Source organism: Candidatus Omnitrophota bacterium, assembly GCA_030688425.1.
Classification (GTDB): Bacteria; Omnitrophota; Gorgyraeia; order Zapsychrales; family JANLHA01; genus JAUYIB01.
Genome location: JAUYIB010000012.1, coordinates 607,948 through 627,534, shown reverse-complemented (window position 1 = coordinate 627,534; position 19,587 = coordinate 607,948). Strand labels below are relative to the sequence as shown.

Sequence of the window (19,587 nt, the reverse complement as noted above, 5' to 3'; positions counted from 1 at the left end):
CGGAAGAGCACTCGAAGATGTGAATAATGCAAACCAGATCAAATCCCGTAATCTAACAAAGGATAATATCATTGTGATTTACACTTGTCCGATGCACCCGGAAATTGAACAAGATCATCCGGGAAATTGCCCCAAGTGCGGCATGCCCCTTGTGCCTAAAAATACAGGGAATGCGCATGCAGAAGAGAAAAAAGAGGGTCGTTCCCCTATCAATTCCGTCAGTGGTCTTTATACCTGTCCGATGCACCCGGAAATTGAACAAGATCATCCGGGAAATTGCCCTAAGTGCGGCATGCCCCTTGTGCCTAAAAATACAGGGAATGCGCATGCAGAAGAGAAAAAAGAGGGTCGTTCCCCTATCAATCCCGCCAGTGGTGTTTACACCTGCCCGATGCACCCGGAAATTGAGCAGGATCATCCCGGGAATTGCCCCAAGTGCGGCATGACCCTTGTATCCAAAAACATCGAGAACGCCGAAGAGGAGGAGCAAAAGGAGAGTCGTTCCCTCGCGCGCAAATTTTGGATCGGATCAGTTTTCGCGGTCCCGGTTTTTGTTTTAGCCCTGCAGGAAATGATTCCGGCCTTCAGTTTTAAAGGAGTTATTTCGTCTAAACTCTCCGGATGGCTTCAATTGATTTTAGCAACTCCAGTTGTTTTCTGGTCTGGGGGTTTTTTTTATACAAGGGCGTGGAAATCCATTGTTAATCGCAGCTTGAATATGTTTACGCTTATTGCCATGGGCGTGGGTTCTGCCTATTTTTATAGCGCCGCGGCTGTTCTCTTCCCGCAAATATTCCCGGAATCATTTCGAATGGGTGAAAATTTAGGGCTTTATTTTGAGGCAGCTGCCGTTATTACGGTTTTGGTTATTCTCGGACAATATTTGGAGGCGAGAGCCAGAACTCAAACTGGCCAGGCGATCAAGGCGCTGTTAGGATTGGCGGCAAAGAATGCGCATCGTTTAAAAGATGGGAAAGAGGAAGAAATCCCGGTTGACGATATTCAGAAAGGTGATTTTTTGCGCGTCCGCCCGGGAGAAAAAGTTCCGCTGGACGGTATGATTACAGAAGGAAAGAGCACCCTTGATGAGTCGATGATTTCCGGAGAGCCTATGCCGGTTGAGAAAAAAGCAGGTGACCGCGTGATCGGGGCCACTGTTAATCAAACCGGCACGTTTGTGATGGAAACCGAAAAAGTCGGGTCCGAAACATTATTGTCGCAGATCATTCATATGGTTTCGGACGCGCAACGGAGCCGCGCTCCGATTCAGGGATTGGCTGATAAAGTGGCTGGATATTTTGTTCCGGTTGTTATTGTGGTCTCCTTGATAACATTCATTATTTGGCTCATGTGGGGACCAAAACCAGCTCTGGCCTATGCTTTGGTGAATGCCATTTCTGTGCTCATCATTGCTTGTCCCTGTGCCTTGGGGTTAGCGACTCCGATGTCCATTATGGTTGGTGTCGGCCGTGGCGCGCAGTCGGGGATCCTGGTGAAAAATGCGGAATCTCTCGAGAAAGCCGAGAAGATCACGCATGTCTTAACCGATAAAACCGGAACCTTGACCGAAGGAAAACCCCGCGTGACGTCCAATTATTTATCGATGGGACTTGATGAGAAATATTTTCTTGAGATAGCGGGATCCTTGGAAAAAAATAGCGAGCATCCCTTGGCCAGGGCCGTGGTTGATTGCGCAAAGGAAAAAGGAATTAACTTCAAAGATGTTGAGGGTTTTGAATCTGTGACCGGAGGAGGGGTCAAGGGAAAATTAAACGGCCAAGATGTATTCTTAGGTAAAGATAAATTCATTGAAGGGCTGACCGGGAAACTCCCCGATGATTTACTGAAGCAGGCTGCAGATTTTCAGGAGAAAGCGCAGACGGTAGTGTGGGTCGGGGTGGACAAAAAAGTCATTGGGATCTTGGGGATTTCTGACCCTATAAAGAAGACCAGTTTTGCGGCCATTGAAGAACTGCACCGTTTGGGGTTAAAAGTCATTATGTTGACCGGGGATAATAAGAAGACAGCGCAGGTCATTGCTAAGGAAATGAAGATCGATGATGTCCGGGCAGAATTAGCGCCGCAAGATAAACAGAACATTGTTAAAGAGCTCAAACAGCAGGGGGCCTTAGTTATGATGGCCGGAGATGGGATCAATGATGCTCCGGCGTTAGCCGAAGCCGAGGTGGGTGTAGCGATGGGGACAGGGACCGACGTTGCGATCAAAAGCGCCGGGATCACGTTGGTTAAAGGCGATCTCCAGGGGATTGTCAAAGCGCTGAAATTAAGCCGGGTCGTGATGCGAAATATCCGGCAGAATCTGTTTTTCGCTTTTATTTATAATGCGGTCGGAGTTCCTGTGGCTGCGGGAATTCTGTATCCGTTTTTCGGGTTGCTGTTAAGCCCGATGATCGCCGGGGCAGCCATGAGCTTTAGTTCGGTTTCGGTTGTGGGAAACTCTTTGAGGTTGCGCCGGATAAAACTTTAATTTTAAAGGGGTGAGCTCATGATCAATTATGGATTTACAAAAGAGTTGAATGTCTCCTTTTCTCAGGCAGTTGAAAAAGCAACAGCGGAATTGAAAAAAGAAGGATTTGGAGTTCTGACGAAGATTGATCTGAAGGAGAAGTTTAAGGAAAGATTGGGCGTTGATATTAGCAACTATGTCATTCTCGGCGCCTGTAACCCAGCAAGCGCCCACAAGGCCATACAAGCCGAAGAGAACATCGGTTTGATGCTGCCCTGTAATGTTATTGTTTATGAGCGAGGGGACAAAGTCGTCCTTTCGGTCATAAAGCCGACGGTTGGAATGGCGGTGATCCAGAATGATGAATTAAGGAAAATTGCCGAGGCGGTGGAAATCCAGCTGAAAAGAGCATTTGATTCACTGTAAAAAGGTGAAGAAGGGGGGCCATTATTTTGGATTGATGAAGAAAAGGGATTCGAGGGCTCGTGGCGCGACGAACAAGGAGCGCCTGGCACGAGCGCCCCGCGAGATGTGAGGGGGGCGGAGGAGTTTTCCGGGCGCCACCGGTCCGAGCGGGGGCGTCCGGTTTCGGAGGGCGCATGGTGCGATGAGTAAGGAGAACCTGACATGCGCGACTGCGAGCCGGTGAGCAGTCCGGATCCTTGATGAATGTCAGCCCGGGGGAGAAGGAACCCCTGCCCGCGGCAGGCAGGCCGTTGCCCACCCCAGTTTTATAACCTTTTATAAGGTCTTACGATCTTGTAAAGGGTTTTTCTTTTTTTAAAATAGAGTAAAACCAAAAAGGACAGGGACGAAATTTTAGGACGTATAGTAAAGATTCCCGGACTCAGTTATTCTGGTTGCGTTTATCAGTGGGGAGAGGATATAATAATTAGCAATATTCGAACCTTTACGAGGAAGATACGGTGCCTAACAACCGCAATAAGAATCTTGTCAACAGTAAGCCATGCTCCATAGTCTGCGTTGGTGCCTCTGCAGGTGGATTAGAGGCGTTGATTTCGCTGTTTAATGCCTTGCCCAAAAATATTGATATGGCCTTTGTGCTGATCCAGCATTTGGAACCGCTGCATAAGAGCGCATTAGCTGAGATTCTTTCCAGGGGATCGTCTTTAAATATCAGTGAAGCAAAGAATAATATAAAAGTTGAACCTGCACACGTCTACATTATCCCGCCCAATACTCGTATGGCGATTTCTAAGGGGAAGTTAAGAATCACTTCCCGTATAAAACGCACGGATGGTAAATATTTGCCTATTGATTTTTTTATGACTTCACTGGCGCAAGATCAAAGAGAAAAGGCAGTCGGCATTATACTTTCAGGAACGGGCTCTGACGGGACGCTGGGCGCAAAAGCGATTAAAGACAAGGGCGGTTTTGTCTTCGCGCAAGATGAAAATACGGCGCAGTATTTTTCAATGCCCGAGAGCGCCATAGCCGGCGGCGCGGTTGATTTTGTTTTAGAACCAAAAGAGATCGCGCGAAAACTGCTACACCTGAGGACTCATGGATATAGCCGTCCTTTAAAACGAGCTGTTAAGAATTTTAGTGAACAAAACAATCTTAAACGGATACTTGGTTTGCTGCGGGATCTTATGGGAGTGGACTTCATGCATTATAAAAAAACCACGATTGACCGGCGCATTGCCCGGCAGATGTCGTTCCATAATATTAAAAATCATGCCGATTATTATAACTATCTTAAAAAGAATCCGGCTGAAGTCAATGCCCTGGGTAAGGATATTCTTATTCCCGTTACGTATTTTTTCCGCGATCCAGAAATATTTACGGCATTAAGAAAAAAATTATCTTTGCTTGTCGGCAATAAACGCTCGCCTCAAGACCCGATACGGTTGTGGGTGCCCGCGTGTTCATCCGGTGAGGAAGCTTATTCGCTTGCCATATTTCTTTATGAGTTTTTAGAAGAGAGAAAGGTTAAGCCCTATTTACAGGTTTTTGGCACAGACTTAAGCGAAGCGCTTATCGAGAAAGCGCGCGCCGGCGTATATGCCCAAGATATTTCTACGCGCGTCTCAGCCGAGCGGCTGCGTCGTTTTTTTACAAAAACCGAAACAGGCTATAAGATCGCCAAGCATATACGCGATTTGTGCATATTTGCAAAGCACGACATAACAACTGCCCCGCCATTGTCAAATATGGATATCGTAAGCTGCCGCAACCTGCTTATCTACCTCGATGAATTATTGCAAAACAAAGCATTGTCATTGTTTCACTACGCTCTTAAGCCCAATGGCCTTCTTGTCCTTGGAACGGCGGAATCGGTTTCGGCCGTGCCGGGCCTTTTTACCGCTGTTGATAAAAAACAGAAAATTTATTCGAAGAATATTACCCCTCGGAAAGGGATGCCCATGATTTTAGAATCAAAAACCGGATCAGCGGCGCCTTTAAAAATGGGAAAAAAAGTTTTGCCTAAAAGAAGACTGGATAAGCCGTTTAAAATCACCCATTCAAAGAAGTTGAGAATACCAAAGGCAGCCGGATCTGATAAAAGGATTACTGGAGCGGCCGAGAAGGATATTGTGAAGTTAAGAAAGGAATTTGCTCACACGGAGCAGCGCCTGAATGCAATCAGCGAAGAGAAAGATACTTTTAATGAAGAGTTAAAGGCAGCAAACGAAGAGATCCAGTCCAGCAATGAAGAATTACAGAGCATGAATGAAGAGCTTGAGACATCCAAAGAAGAGCTCCAGTCAACCAATGAAGAGCTGCTCACGCTCAATGAGGAACTGCAGAATAAAAATGCTGATTTAACCAGTCTCAATAGCGATCTGAATAATGTTTTCTCCAGCACGAGCATTCCGATCATCATCGTGGGTAATGATCTGCGGATTAAGCGTTTTACCCCTACAGCAAGAAAAGTGATGAATTTGATACCGACCGATGTGGACCGGCCGATCGGCGATATTAAACTTAACATTGATATCTACAATTTAGAAGAAATGATCCTGGGCGTCATCGAAGATATGGCCCAAAAGGAATTAGAAATAAAGGATAAAGAAGGGCGATGGTATTCCATGCGTATACGGCCTTACCGGACCATAGATAATAAAATCGAGGGTGCGGTCATGGCGTTGATTGATATCGATGCACTTAAAAGGACCCGGGAAGAGGTGCAGGGCTCCCTCAATTATACGGAGGCCATTATCGCGACCATGAGAGAACCTCTGGTGGTCTTGGATAAAGACCTGCGCATCCTGTCGGCTAATAAATCCTTTTGTGATGTGTTCAGGACCCAGGTATCTGACGTAAAAAACAAGCTGTTCTATGAGCTTGGAGGACATCAGTGGGACAAGCCTGAGTTGCGGAAATTGCTTGAGGAGGTATTGCCTAAGAAGATTCGTTTTAATAGCTTTGAGATATCCTTTGATTTTCCAAGCATAGGGCAAAAGACCATGCTCCTCAACGGACGCCAGATCAAATTACATGGCAAAGACAGTCCTTTGATCCTTTTGGTCATGGAAGATATAACCAAACGTAAAAAAGCCGAAGATATCTTGAAACGGGACAACAAAACGTTGGATAAAATGATTGAAAAAAGGTCCAGGGAATTAGTGCGCCTTAAGCTGGAACTGTTAAAGTCAAAACACCTTTCCGCTATGGGGACATTGGGCGCTACCGTCGCTCATGAGCTGCGCAACCCTTTGGCGCATATGACAATATCGATATACCGCATTAAAAAAATCATCAAAGATCCTTTCGTTGAAGAAATTTTAAGGGACATAGACGCGCGAGTTTCAGAAAGCAATCACATCATAAATAATATTCTATTGTATTCAAGGTCAACAATAGCTTGCTATGAAAATGTCAAGATCAACGAGATCCTCGAGAAGTCTCTTGAAGAAGAGTGCCAGAAGTTTTTAGCGAAAAGAATATCTGTTAAGAAGAAAATAGATCGCACAAAAGATTTGTCCATTGACGCCGATCCTGTTCGGATAAAAGAGTTATTCCGCAATATCTTGAATAATGCGATAGAGGCGATTCATGCGGATGCCGGCATGATAGAGATCGTGTCAAATATCAACGATTCCACGGTGAATATTTTGATAAAAGACAATGGGGAAGGGATAGCCGGGAAGGATTTAAAGAATATTACAAATCTTTTTTTTACGACTAAGGCAAAAGGCACGGGTCTTGGTTTGGCGGTATGCCAACAGGTGGTTAACCTTCACGGCGGATCAATAACCTTTAAAAGTGCTAAGGGAAAAGGCACAACGGTCGCCATAACGCTGCCAATACACAAGAGAAAAGATGCCTAAAAAAATTCTCATAGTCGACGATGATGCAGGGATATGTAATTCTTTGGCCATTCTTTTGCGTGGCGAGGGGTATTGTGTCGATGAGGTAACGGATAGCGGGGCAGCAGCGCTTCTTATTAAGAAAGATAAATATGATTTATGCCTTTTCGATTATAAGATGAAAGGCTTGAGTGGAATAGATTTGTTGAACATGACAAAAGAAATCAATCCCCAGTCTGCGGTATTTATTATTTCTGGAATGCTGGATCTCGAAGAGTTATGCGCTAAAGAAAGAAATGCCGGTTTGATAGCTGCCGTGATCAGCAAGCCCTTTGACGTAGAGACTCTGTTGCAAAGAATAGCTGCCGCTGTTAAGTGATTCACGGCGCTGTTTGGAATAAACCGGCTGATCTGTTCATGGGGGCCGTGTACGGTATATTAAGGGGTTGAGTCATCTAACAGGTCCTAACCTTCTTCAGCCAGCGACCCCAGTTTTTGCCTCTCTGGTAGAGAAAAAAAGTGTATAAGGCCCTGACCGGCATGTCCGGTTGGGGCTTTTTGCCTGTCTGGTGGTTTCATGCGGTTGCGGCGTATCTCGTTATGCGTTTGTGAATTTTTCCGTATAGTTGGAAACCTCACTCGGCATATCGCCCCTTTCGTCATCCATATACAGCCCTACGTTTTGAGAGACAGCAAGTAATCCCCGGCTTTTGGACAGTTCACGGGACCCTTCACAAAATGAGGTTGTTATTCAAGAATCCCGGTGCTAAAATGCGAAATATGTATACCCCCGAAAGCAGAGCTTATGTTAGAGGAAGCGGTCTTAGCTAAGATTACAAACCCCAAAACATGAAGGCAATATACACCGGGACGGACACCGCCCGGTTTTTTTTTGAATACGGCGGGGATTAATGATCGAGAGATAAGGGATACGTGTGCTTCCAAAAATAATTGATAACGACCGGCGGCCCCTTCCCGGCTTAATAAAAGCTGTTGCGCCTAAATATGGCGAGTTGGCCATTGCCACGGAAAAGGAATAGGAGCGCGCATTGCCTCTGAAGCTTCTGCAAAACTATATTTTGCCTCTTAAAATGCGTCTCGGCGCCTTTCTGGATTGGAACAGGATCGTCGAGGAAGAGCCCCTCCGGGCTGAGCTTCTCAGCATTGAGCAGCTCAAGACGCATGCGAAAAAACTGGCCCAAGGGCACCCGGTCAGTTACAAAAAGGGGCGGAACAGGATTTTGCTCCGTTTGAAGAACAATGAAAAGGTCCTTGCGAAGATCCATGAACTCCTCAATGAGAGCGGCAAACCCAAACGCAAGATCTCGCTGGCCGGGGAATGGCTGCTCGATAACTATTACCTCATTGAAGAGCAGATAAGGCTTGCCCAAAAATACCTTCCGAAAAATTACATTCATGAATTACCCCACCTGTTGCAGGGCCAGTTTGCCGGTTATCCGCGTGTTTATGAGCTTGCCATGGAGCTTGTTTCTCATGGCGATGGACGGTTGGATAGCCGGGGGCTTGAGGAGTTTGTCGCGGCCTATCAAACCGTCAGTCATTTGAAGCTTGGCGAATTGTGGGCCATTCCCATCATGTTGAGATTAGCGCTTATTGAGAACTTAAGGCGCGTGTCTTCCCGTTTGATTGTCGCAAAAGAGGAAAGAGATAAGGCGAATTATTGGGCGACGCGGATCCTGGAAGTTTTGGCCGAAAACACTGATGGGGTGATCTTTGAGATTGCGGCGATGTCCAGGGCGAACCTGACGCTTTCCGACGACTTTGTCGCGGAATTTATACGGCGTTTGCATGGTCAAAGCCAGGTGCTCAATCTTCCGTTTACCTGGCTGGAAAAGAAGCTTTTGGAGCAAGGCGAGACCATCGATCGGATCATCCGGGCGACCGGCCAAAAAGAGGCGGCTGACCAGGTCTCGATCGCGAATACGATCGGGAGCCTGCGTCTTCTGGAGATCACGGATTGGCATGATTTTGTCGAAGAGCTCAGCGTTGTCGAAAAGGTTTTGGGCCAGGACCCGTCGGGGGACTACCGCCGGATGTCGTTCGCGACCCGTGACCGTTACCGGCATGTCGTTGAGAAGCTTTCCCTGAGAAGCAAGCTCGGAGAAGAAGAGATCGCCGCGCGCGTGCTGCGGATCGCGCATACGGCGAAAACGGAAAAAGGCCCCCGCCACGTCACGGCGCATGTGGGGTTTTACCTTATCGACAGGGGATTGGAGCTTTTTTGCCGCGAATTGGGCCTGCGCTTATCGTTCCGCCAGTATTTACAGGCAAAGAAAACTTTTTGGCCGTCTGTCCTCTTTTTCGGTTCGATTATTTTTATGACCCTCGCTCTGACCGCAGGTATTCTGCACTGGATGCAGATGGCGGTGGTGTTGAGCTGGCCGTGGCTTGTTTTGTTTGGAATATCGCTTCTCATTACGACAAGCCAGACAGCGGTCGCGCTGGTGAACTGGTTTTCCATGATGCTTGTGAGTCCCCAGGACCTTCCCCGGATGGATTTCTCAGAAGGAATTCCCGCCCACGCCCATACGCTCGCCGTGGTCCCTTGCCTGATCAGTGACGCCAGGACGGTCGACGTGCTGCTCAAAGGGCTGGAGGTCCGCTATCTCGCGAATATTGACGCGCATACGGAGTTTGCGCTCTTAACGGATTTTTGTGATGCAAAGCAGGAGACGACGCCTGAGGATGAAGCGCTTCTTGCGCAGCTTATCGACGGGATCGAACAGCTGAATGACAAATACCGCCGGCAGAAAGACCATGTTTTCTATCTCCTTCACCGGCCTCGCCGGTGGAATGAAAGAGAAAAGGTGTGGATGGGGTATGAACGCAAGCGGGGCAAGCTCGGAGATTTGAACGCATTCCTTCGCGGAAAAGGCAAGGACCGGTTCAGCGTGATCATCGGGGATCCGCAGGGGCTTCAGGACGTAAAATATGTCATTACGCTGGACGCGGACACCCGGATGCCCCGGAACGCGGTGCGAGAGCTCGCGGGGGTCATCGCGCATCCTTTGAACCGGCCGGTTTATGACGAAAAAAAGCAACGGGTCGTTTCCGGATACGGGATCCTTCAGCCCCGGGTTGAGTCCAGCTATCCCGGAGATAATCCTTCGTTGTTCGTGAAGATCTTCGGAGGGGAGACCGGGATCGATCCTTATACCAAAGCGGTGTCCGATGTTTACCAGGATCTTTTTTTCGAAGGGTCTTTTATCGGAAAAGGGCTTTATGACGTGGATGCGTTCGAAATATCCATGCAGGACCGTTTTCCGGAAAGTTTTATCTTGAGCCATGATCTTTTGGAGGGGTGTTACGCCCGGTCGGGGCTTGTGACGGATATCCAATTCTACGAGGGATATCCTTCGGGGTATCTTCAGGACTCGAGCCGGAGGCACCGTTGGATCCGCGGGGACTGGCAGATCTTTCCCTGGCTGTTCGCCTCGGTCCCCGGGCCCAGAGGGACAAGAGTCAGAAATCCGATCTCCTTTCTGTCGCAATGGAAGATAGTGGATAACTTGAGGCGCAGCCTCGTTCCTTTGGCGACAGTTCTGCTGCTTGTATCCGGATGGATGTTTTTCCGGCCGTCCTGGATGTGGTCGGCTTTCGTCGTCGCTCTGCTTGGTTTTCCCATCGTGCCGATGTCCCTGGCGGAGGCCGTGAGAAAATCCAAGGACCTGGCCTTTAGGACCCATGTTCGATTGGTGTTGTCCTCATTTAAGAAGAGCGCGCTCCGGTTCTTCTTTTCGCTTGTTTTTTTGCTGCACGAGTCGTTCTATTCTTTGGACGCGATCGTGCGGACTTTGTGGAGAATGTTCGTGTCAAGGAGGCGTTTGCTGGAATGGAGGACCCTGCTCGAAGCGAGAGCCTCCTTGCCGAATCATATCTTAGGCTGCTACCGGAGCATGCCGCTCGAACCGGTTGCCGCCGTTCTGCTGCTGGGGTGTTCGGCTTTTTTGTTCCCGCATTTCGACGGAACGGCCCTGATCTTTTTAAGCTTGTGGTTCGTTTCTCCCGCGGCGGTTTATGTGATCAGCCGGCCCTCTTCGCCCCGGAAGATCATGCTTTCTAAAACGCAGAGTTCTTTTCTTCGGATCCTTGCCCGGAGGACTTGGGCGTTTTTTGAGAACTTCGTGACGGAGAAGGACCACTGGTTGCCGCCGGACAATTTCCAGGAAGAGCCCGTCAGCGTTTTGGCTCACAGGACTTCGCCGACGAATATCGGCCTGTCGCTTCTCGCGAATTTGACGGCCTATGATTTTTGCTACATTTCAATGGGGATGATGTTCAACCGGACAGAAAAAACTTTTGACACCCTGAACCTTATGGAAAAGTACCGGAGGCATTTTTATAACTGGTACGACACGGAGACACTTAAGCCTTTGATGCCTCTTTATATTTCATCGGTGGACAGCGGAAACCTGGCCGGGCACTTGATGGTCCTGCGCTCGGGGCTCGCGGAAATGAACTCTCAGAAGATCGTCTCCACCAAGATATTTGATGGGCTTGAAGATACCCTGGAGATCCTGCATCAAAGTCTCGCGGGCCTTGAGAAAAGCGAAAAGAGCGGTGTTGCCGGATCTCTTCGGCTGGTTTTTGAAAGGATCGGGCAATTTCAAGAAAAGACCAAATCTTCCCCCGCGTGTCTTTCGGAGATCTATACGCTTTTGCGCCAGCTTTCAACGGATATTTCAAAGGTCCTTTCGGGCTTGGATCAAAAACATTATGAGCAAAGTAAAAAATGGGCCCGAGCCTTCGAACGGCAGTGTTACGATTTTCTGGAGGACATGTCTTTTATCGCGCCCTGGATCCTGGTGGCGCCGGAAATTCCGGGGATGTGGGACGGGGGGGACGAGCCCCAGCGGGAGCGCCTTGTTCAGCTCCGGGAGGCGCTGCGGTATCTGGACGAGATCCCGGCCCTTGGTGAAGTCGCGAGACTCGAGCAAAAGCTGGTCCCGCTTATTGAGGAGATCACGGGCGCCATGCCGGTCACGGATGACGCGTCAAAAAGGGCCCAGGAATGGTTTCTAAAATTTCGCGATACGATCAAAGATGCCGGGACGCGGTCCGCCGAAAGGATCAAGGCGATCGATTATATCGTGTTGCGGTGCAGCGAAATTTCCAGTATCGAATATGAATTTCTGTATGACAAGAGCACGCATCTTCTCTCTATTGGATACAATGTCAGCGAGCACAAGGTGGATCGCGGCTGTTACGACCTGCTGGCGTCCGAGGCCCGGTTTTGCAGTTTTGTCGCGATCGCCCAGGGGAGAATGCCTCAGGATCATTGGTTCAAGCTCGGCCGGATGATCGCAAAGTTCGAGGGAGATCCTGTCCTGGTCTCTTGGGGCGGGTCGATGTTCGAATATCTCATGCCTCTTTTGGTGATGTCGACTTATGAAGGCAGTCTGCTGGATCAGACCTACAAGGCCGCGGTCAGCGGTCAGATCCTGTATGGGGCCAAGAATAATATCCCCTGGGGGATCTCCGAGTCCGCCTACAATAAGATCGACGCGAACATGGTCTATCAGTATCACTCGTTTGGAGTCCCCGGCATGGGTTTCAAACGGGGCCTCGCGGATGATCTGGTCGTGGCCCCCTATGCCTCGATGCTGGCCTTGATGGTGGAGCCGGAAAAAGCCTGCGAGAATCTCGAGCGGTTATCCGCGGAAGGAGCCGGAGGGGTTTACGGCCTTTACGAGGCGATCGATTACACGGCCGCGCGCCTTGCTCCGGACGAAACCCGGGCGATCGTAAAATGCTACATGGCGCATCATCAGGGCATGAGTTTGCTGGCTCTCTCCTCAGTGCTTCTGGGCCGCCCGATGCAAAGACGTTTTCTTGCGGAGCCGATGTTCAAATCGGCTGAATTCCTTCTCCAGGAACGGGTCCCGACGGCCGAGCCGTTCCTTTATGATTTTGAAGTCACCGGAATGCTTAGAAAATCCGGCGACCGGGAAACCCTTTTGCGGGTCTTTACGACTTCTCAAACTCCGGTGCCTGAAGTCCATCCGATTTCAAACGGCCGGTACCAGGTGATGGTCAACAACGCCGGAGGAGGCTACAGCCGCTGGCAAAATATCGCCGTGACGCGGTGGAGCGAGGACCCGGCCCTGGACAATGACGGGACCTTCATTTATCTCCGGGATGTGGCGTCCGGCCAGTTCTGGTCCTCGGCGTATCAGCCAACACAAAAAAGACCCAAGAACTATGAAGCCTTGTTTTCCCAGGCCTGGGTGGAGTTCAAGCGGCAGGACCATCAGATCGAGACGCATACGGAGATCACGGTTTCTCCGGAAGATGACATCGAATTGCGCCGGGTGACGATCAGCAACCGGTCCGCCGGCCGGCGGGTCATCGAAGTGACCAGTTACGCGGAGGTCGTCTTAAATGATCCCGCCAGTGACCAAGCCCACCGGGCCTTTAGCAATCTGTTCGTTCAGACCGAAATTATCCGGTCTCACCAGGCGATCCTTTGCCGGCGGCGGCCGCGCTCCGACAAAGAAGCGTTCCCCTGGATGTTTCACCTGATGGCGGTCCATGGGAATGCGGTCATGGGCGCTTCCTATGAAACGGACCGCAGTAAGTTCATTGGACGGGGCCGCACGGTGACCGATCCCGTGGCGATGGAGGGGCTCGGCCGGCTTTCGGACAGTGAGGGTTCTGTCCTGGACCCGATCGTTTCGATACGAAGCCGGATCGAACTGGCGCCCGATGAATCGGCCGTGATCGATTATGTGACCGGAATGTGCGAGAGCCAGGAAGCGGCGCGAGCGTTCATAGAAAAATACCGGGACAGAAATCTCGCCGACCGTGTTTTTAACTTGGCCTGGATCCACGCGCAGGTTGGCTTGCAGCAGATCAATGTCACGGAAGCGGCCGCCCAGCTCTACGGCCGTCTATCAAGCGCCATTGTGTACGCGAATCCTGCGTGGCGGGCGAACGCGAGTATTTTGCAGCGGAATAACCGGGGCCAGTCCGATCTTTGGGGACACAGTATCTCGGGGGACCTTCCGATCGTTCTCGTCCGCATCGAAAATCAGGACAATCTCGATCTCATCGTGCAGATGATGCAGGCCCATGCCTATTGGCGCTTGAAAGGTCTCACGGTCGATCTGGTTATATGGAATGAAGACAGTTCCATTTATCGCGACAGTCTGGGGGAGAGGATCAGCGGGTTGATCGCAGCGAATGCCAAAGAACGAGAGGACCAAAAAGGCGGTGTCTTCTTAAGGCGCGCCGATCAGATGTCGGAGGAGGACCGGATCCTCATTCAAACGGTCGCGCGGATCATTATTTCGGATCGCCGGGGTACGCTGGGGGAGCAGGTGGCGGATATGACACAGCCCAAGGTGAACTTTCTGCCGTTCGTTCCAACCAGGAAAGATGATCCGGAAGAAGCGGCCCAAGGTCCCGTGGAGCGCTCCGACCTTATTCATTTTAATGGTGTGGGAGGGTTTACCGGGGATGGCCGGGAATATGTGATCATGACTTCGAGATCGAAAACCACCCCCGCCCCGTGGGTCAATGTGCTGGCGAACCGACATTTTGGCACGGTGGTTTCCGAAAGCGGCAGTGCCTACACCTGGAGCGAGAACGCGCACGAGTTTCGTTTAACGCCCTGGAAGAACGATCCCGTTTCGGATGCTTCCGGCGAGGCGATCTATATTCGCGATGACGAGAGCGGGAGATTCTGGTCTCCGACCCCGCTTCCCGCGAAGGGGCAGACCGGTTACACCTCGCGCCATGGCTTCGGGTACAGCGTTTTTGAACATACCGAGAACGGGATCGTTTCAGAATTGACGGTATTCGTTTCCCTGGAGAATTGCGTCAAATTTTCGCACTGCAAGATCAGGAATATTTCCGGGCGGCGGAGGCGTCTTTCCGTGACGGCGTACTGTGAGCTGGTTATGGGGACATTTCGGGATAAATACCACACGCATATCCTGACCGAGATCGATCCTAAAAGCGGTGCCTTGCTGGCCCGCAATCCTTATAACAAGGAATTTCCGAATCGGGCTGTTTTCTTGGATGTCAGTGAACAGACGCGGTTCGTGACGGGGGACCGGATCGAATTTATCGGGAGGAACGGGACGATGGCCTCGCCTTCCGTGATGCGCCGGGACAGGCTTTCCGGAAAAGTGGGCGCGGGGATCGATCCCTGCGTTGCCACGCAGGTCAAATTTGAACTTGAGGACGGCCAGCAGAAAGAGGTCGTTTTTACTTTTGGGTCCGGGAGAACGGCGGATGAGGCGCGGGACCTCGTTCGGCGTTTTGGCGGTATTGAGGCGGCGCGCCAGGAACTGGGAAGGGTGTGGGAATACTGGAAACGCACCCTGGGTGTTGTGTATGTGGAAACGCCGGATGTCTCGATCAATTTTCTCGTGAACGGATGGCTGCAATATCAGGTCCTGGCCTGCCGTCTCATGGGGCGAAGCGGTTTTTATCAATCCGGAGGGGCTTTCGGTTTCCGGGACCAACTCCAGGATGTGATGGCGCTGATCCATTCGAAACCGGACATGATCCGGGGGCAATTGCTGACCTTTGCCGCGCACCAGTTTGTGGAGGGAGATGTGCAGCACTGGTGGCACCCGCCTTCGGGCCGCGGGGTCAGGAGCCGCTGTTCGGATGATTATTTATGGCTTCCGTTTGTGACCTGCCTGTATGTCAAAGAGATCGGGGATAGCGGGGTCCTTGATGAAAGGATAGGGTTCCTGGAAGGGCCCTTGGTCAATCCGGGAGAAGAATCTTACTACGATATGCCGAGAACCTCTGCCCGTGCCGGGACCCTTTATGAACATTGTGTTTTAAGCGTGAAAAGGGGGCTGCGGTTCGGTGTCCATGGCCTTCCGCTTATGGGAAGCGGGGACTGGAATGACGGGATGAATCTCGTCGGACACGAAGGAAAAGGTGAAAGTGTCTGGTTGGCTTTTTTTCTTTTTGATGTTCTTAAGTCGATGGCGGTCTTGGCCGCTCAGCATGAGGACAAGGCTTTTTCGGAGCTCTGTGCTGGGGAGGCCGGGAAACTCGCCAGGAATATTGAAGAGCATGCCTGGGACGGCGAGTGGTATCGCCGGGCCTATTTTGACAACGGGGACCCCCTGGGTTCTTCCCTGAACAGCGAATGCCGGATCGATTCGATCCCGCAATCCTGGGCGGTTCTTTCCGGCGCGGCTCAGCCGGAGCGGGCCCGAAAGGCCATGGATCAGGTGGACCGGCAGCTTGTCGACCGGAAACATGCGCTCGTGAGATTGTTTGACCCTCCTTTTAAAAAGAATCTCCCCAGTCCGGGATACATCAAAGGCTATGTCCCCGGGGTGCGGGAGAACGGGGGACAGTACACGCATGCCGCGGTCTGGGCGGCGATCGCGTTCACGGTCTTAGGGGACAAAAAGCGGGCTTGGGAGTTGCTCGATATGATCAATCCCGTGCATCATTCCGATACCGCGGATAAGTGCGCCGTTTACAAAGTGGAACCGTTTGTGATGGCCGCAGATGTTTATGCCTCTCCTGGTCTTGCAGGGCGCGGAGGATGGACCTGGTACACCGGATCCGCGGGTTGGATGTATCAGCTTATCGTGAAGCATTTGCTGGGGATCCGGTTGAAAGTGGACAGGCTCTGTTTCGAGCCGTGCCTTCCCGCGGGTTGGTCCGCTTGGAAGCTCCATTACCGGTACCGGGAAACCTTCTATCACATTGTTTTCCTCCGGTCGGGACCATCGGATCAGGTGATTTCCGTGAGCGTAGACGGCGTTGAGCAGGGAGAGAAGGTCTTGCGGCTTATCGATGACCGGGTAGAGCATTTTGCGGAGGTGAAGATTGGATGAAGCAACCCGACTGCAGTCCGGGAAAGATGCTATAGGCGAGTTCGGGCCTCGGATTGAGAAGATCCTTAATTAAATTGAGGAAATTTAAGAAGACCTCAACTCAATCCGGGATTCCATATCTGCGGAGTCGCCAATTTCAAGAGATGTTCAAGAAATGCTCCATCTCCATGACAGGAAATGAGCCGGCAATGGGATGGCTGTTGACGGATTTAGCCCATTCATATATACTTGCACCATGATTTTTACTGCAAAACAAAATCCTGTTTTCTTCGCCCTCACCCCACCTTAGGCTCTGTCCCCACGGTTTACAATTTGCTTTTCCCCGTGATGCGCTAATGAGTATACGGTTTTTGATTTTCCCTGTTTTATTAATAACCAAGGTATGGCCATGGATAAAAATTCTCCCCAGATAAGTCGTCAAGTCAAAGCAGAGGCCGCGCGCCGGCGGACCTTCGCGATCATCTCCCACCCGGACGCGGGGAAAACAACTCTTACCGAAAAGCTTTTATTGTACGGCGGGGCGCTGGACCTGGCCGGATCGGTGGCGGCAAAAAAGAAACAGAGGGAGACCGCGTCCGATTGGATGGAATTGGAGAAAAAACGGGGGATCTCCATTTCTTCAACCGTTTTGCAGTTTGATTATGAAAACTACCGGCTGAATTTACTGGATACACCGGGCCACAAGGATTTCTCAGAGGACACTTATCGTGTGTTGATGGCCGTGGATGCGGTTATCATGGTGATCGACGCCGGGAAGGGGATCGAAAGCCAGACCCTCAAGCTTTTTGAGATTTGCCGGAAGCGCGGCATTCCGATATTCACTTTTATGAATAAGCTCGACCGGCCCGCCAAGCCGCCGCTGGAGCTCATTGACCAGTTGGAGAAGGTCCTGAACTTACACGCCTTCCCGGCGACCTGGCCTTTGGGAAACGGTCCGGGGTTTAAAGGCATTTACGACCGGATGAAGAAGGAGGTTCATCTTTTTGAGCGGGTCCCGGGAGGTGCGTACATCGCGCCGGTCTCGGTGCATGATCTTTCCGACCCTTTTATCAAGGACATGCTGCAGGAGCAGGCCTATCGCGAAGTTATCGAGGAATTGGGGATGCTGGACGGCGCCCATGGCGGCTTTGACCGGAATGCCGTGCTTCAAGGGAAGACGACGCCTGTTTTCTTCGGGAGCGCCGGCAATAATTTCGGCGTGGAGCTCCTTTTGAGGGGATTCTTAGAGCATTCTTCAGAGCCGACACCCCGGAAGGGCAAAAACGGCGTGATCCCTTTGGACCATCCGGATTTCTCGGCGTTTGTTTTCAAGGTCCAAACGAACATGAACCCTCTTCACCGGGACCGTGTGGTGTTCGCCAGGGTTTGTTCGGGGAAGTTTTGCCGGGACATGACGGTGTATCATGCCCGATCGGGGAAAAACATACGTTTATCAGACTCTTACAATCTGTTTGGCCGCGAGAGGGAAGTGATCCACGAGGCCTTTCCCGGAGACGTGATCGGCTTTGTCACGAAGCTGGATTATCGCATCGGCGACACGATCAGCGTCGATCCCGCCCTGGTGTTCGAGGAAATCCCGCGGTTTGCGCCTGAATGTTTCGCCTTTTTGCATAACAAGGCGGCGTCAACATACAAATCGTTCCGAAAAGGGCTGGACCACCTGTTGGCGGAAGACATTGTGCAGCCCATTTTCTTGCGAAAAACCAGGCACCATACGCCGCTGTTAGGCGCGGTGGGCCCGTTGCAATTTGAGGTTTTGCAGTATCGTTTAAAGGATGAGTACCGCGCGGAAGCGAGCCTGGAAATGATGCCGTGGAAGGTCCTGAGATGGCTGGACCCCTCCATGGAGATCGAAGATCTGGAGCCGGGCCGGGTCCGCGTTTGGACCGAGGAGGGGGAATTCACCCTGCCGCAAGATGCCAAAAAGATATTAGGGGCGGGGCACCCCTTTTTGGCGCCGTTGACGGAAGACCTGGTCCGTGTGTGCCATCATCCCAACGCGGGAGATTTCACTATTATGGGGTTTAAACCCGATCATAAGCCGATGACCTTCCCCGTGGAGAACGGCTCTCACGGCGGGCCAGGCCCGGAGGAAACAAATGGTTTTGCCTTGCTTCCCATCGACATCATCCCAAAACGGGGGGGGCGGGAGTATTTAACGCCAAGGGACCTGCGGGTTGAAGCCCTGCGATTTTTAAAGCGTCCGGTCCCGCAAGGGCTGAAACAAAGCGCGGAATTCCTTGTTCCTGAAAAAATCAGGTTGGCCTCGGACACGATCCGGATCATGACATATAACGTTCACTCTTGTATCGGGATGGATGGAAAAATTTCACCGGACAGGATCGCGCGCGTCATTGGGCGGCACGAACCGGACATCGTCGCGCTTCAGGAACTGGATGCGGGACGTATGCGCACCGGGGGGATGGATCAGCCGCGCATGATCGCGCATAAATTGGGCATGGCCTGCCATTTTCATCCCTCCGTTGTCATTGGCGGGGAGCGTTATGGCATCGCCGTGCTAAGCCGCTATCCGATGCAATTGATCCGCGCCGGGGCATTGCCGGGCATTCTTAAAAGGCCCATCGTGGAACCAAGAGGGATCATTTGGATGACGGTCCATATCGCGGGGGTCCCGATCAATGTTTTTAATACGCATTTTGGGCTTTTCCCCCGGGAGGGGATCCGTCAAGCCAAGGCTTTCCTGGGGCCGGAATGGGTCTCTCACCCTGACTGCCGGGGGCCGGTCATTTTGTGCGGCGATTTTAACGCTTTGCCCTATTCCCAGATATACCGCAACATCAAGAGGGTTTTCCGCGATGCTCAAGGAGGGCTTGATCACCATAGCCCTAAAGCGACCTGGTTCAGCCACTATCCTGTCGGAAGGATCGATCATATATTCGTCGGTCCGGACATTGAGGTAACGCATGTGGACGTATCAAGGACAGACCTGGATAAGACAGCTTCGGATCACCTTCCGTTGATTGTGGATGTCAAGCTCAAGCCATGA

6 protein-coding genes are annotated in these 19,587 nt (G+C 51.2%); all 6 read left to right on the top strand.

Translation table 11 applies throughout. The features are described from left to right. Window positions 1-19 precede the first annotated feature (19 nt). The 6 genes from Q8Q08_04040 (at window position 20) to Q8Q08_04015 (ending at window position 19,587) form a co-directional block, all read left to right on the top strand. A complete protein-coding gene (locus Q8Q08_04040) occupies window positions 20-2,488 on the top strand; it encodes a copper-translocating P-type ATPase (protein MDP2653185.1) in 2,469 nt (822 codons plus the stop codon). A 21-nt stretch (window positions 2,489-2,509) separates the two neighbouring features. Beyond that, window positions 2,510-2,893 (top strand): DUF302 domain-containing protein, encoded by a 384-nt coding sequence (locus Q8Q08_04035; protein MDP2653184.1) that lies wholly within the window; start codon window positions 2,510-2,512, stop codon window positions 2,891-2,893. 500 nt (window positions 2,894-3,393) lie between these two features. After that, window positions 3,394-6,762 carry a chemotaxis protein CheB gene (locus Q8Q08_04030; GenBank protein MDP2653183.1) on the top strand — a complete coding sequence of 1,123 codons (3,369 nt, stop codon included), beginning with the start codon at window positions 3,394-3,396 and terminating at the stop codon, window positions 6,760-6,762. Next, a complete protein-coding gene (locus Q8Q08_04025) occupies window positions 6,755-7,120 on the top strand; it encodes a response regulator (GenBank protein ID MDP2653182.1) in 366 nt (121 codons plus the stop codon). Before Q8Q08_04030 ends, Q8Q08_04025 begins: the two co-directional genes overlap by 8 nt. A gap of 700 nt (window positions 7,121-7,820) precedes the next feature. Further along, window positions 7,821-16,580 carry a glucoamylase family protein gene (locus Q8Q08_04020; protein MDP2653181.1) on the top strand — a complete coding sequence of 2,920 codons (8,760 nt, stop codon included), beginning with the start codon at window positions 7,821-7,823 and terminating at the stop codon, window positions 16,578-16,580. Between the two features lie 388 nt (window positions 16,581-16,968). Continuing rightward, window positions 16,969-19,587, top strand: coding sequence for a peptide chain release factor 3 (locus tag Q8Q08_04015; GenBank protein MDP2653180.1), 2,619 nt, complete (start codon window positions 16,969-16,971; stop codon window positions 19,585-19,587).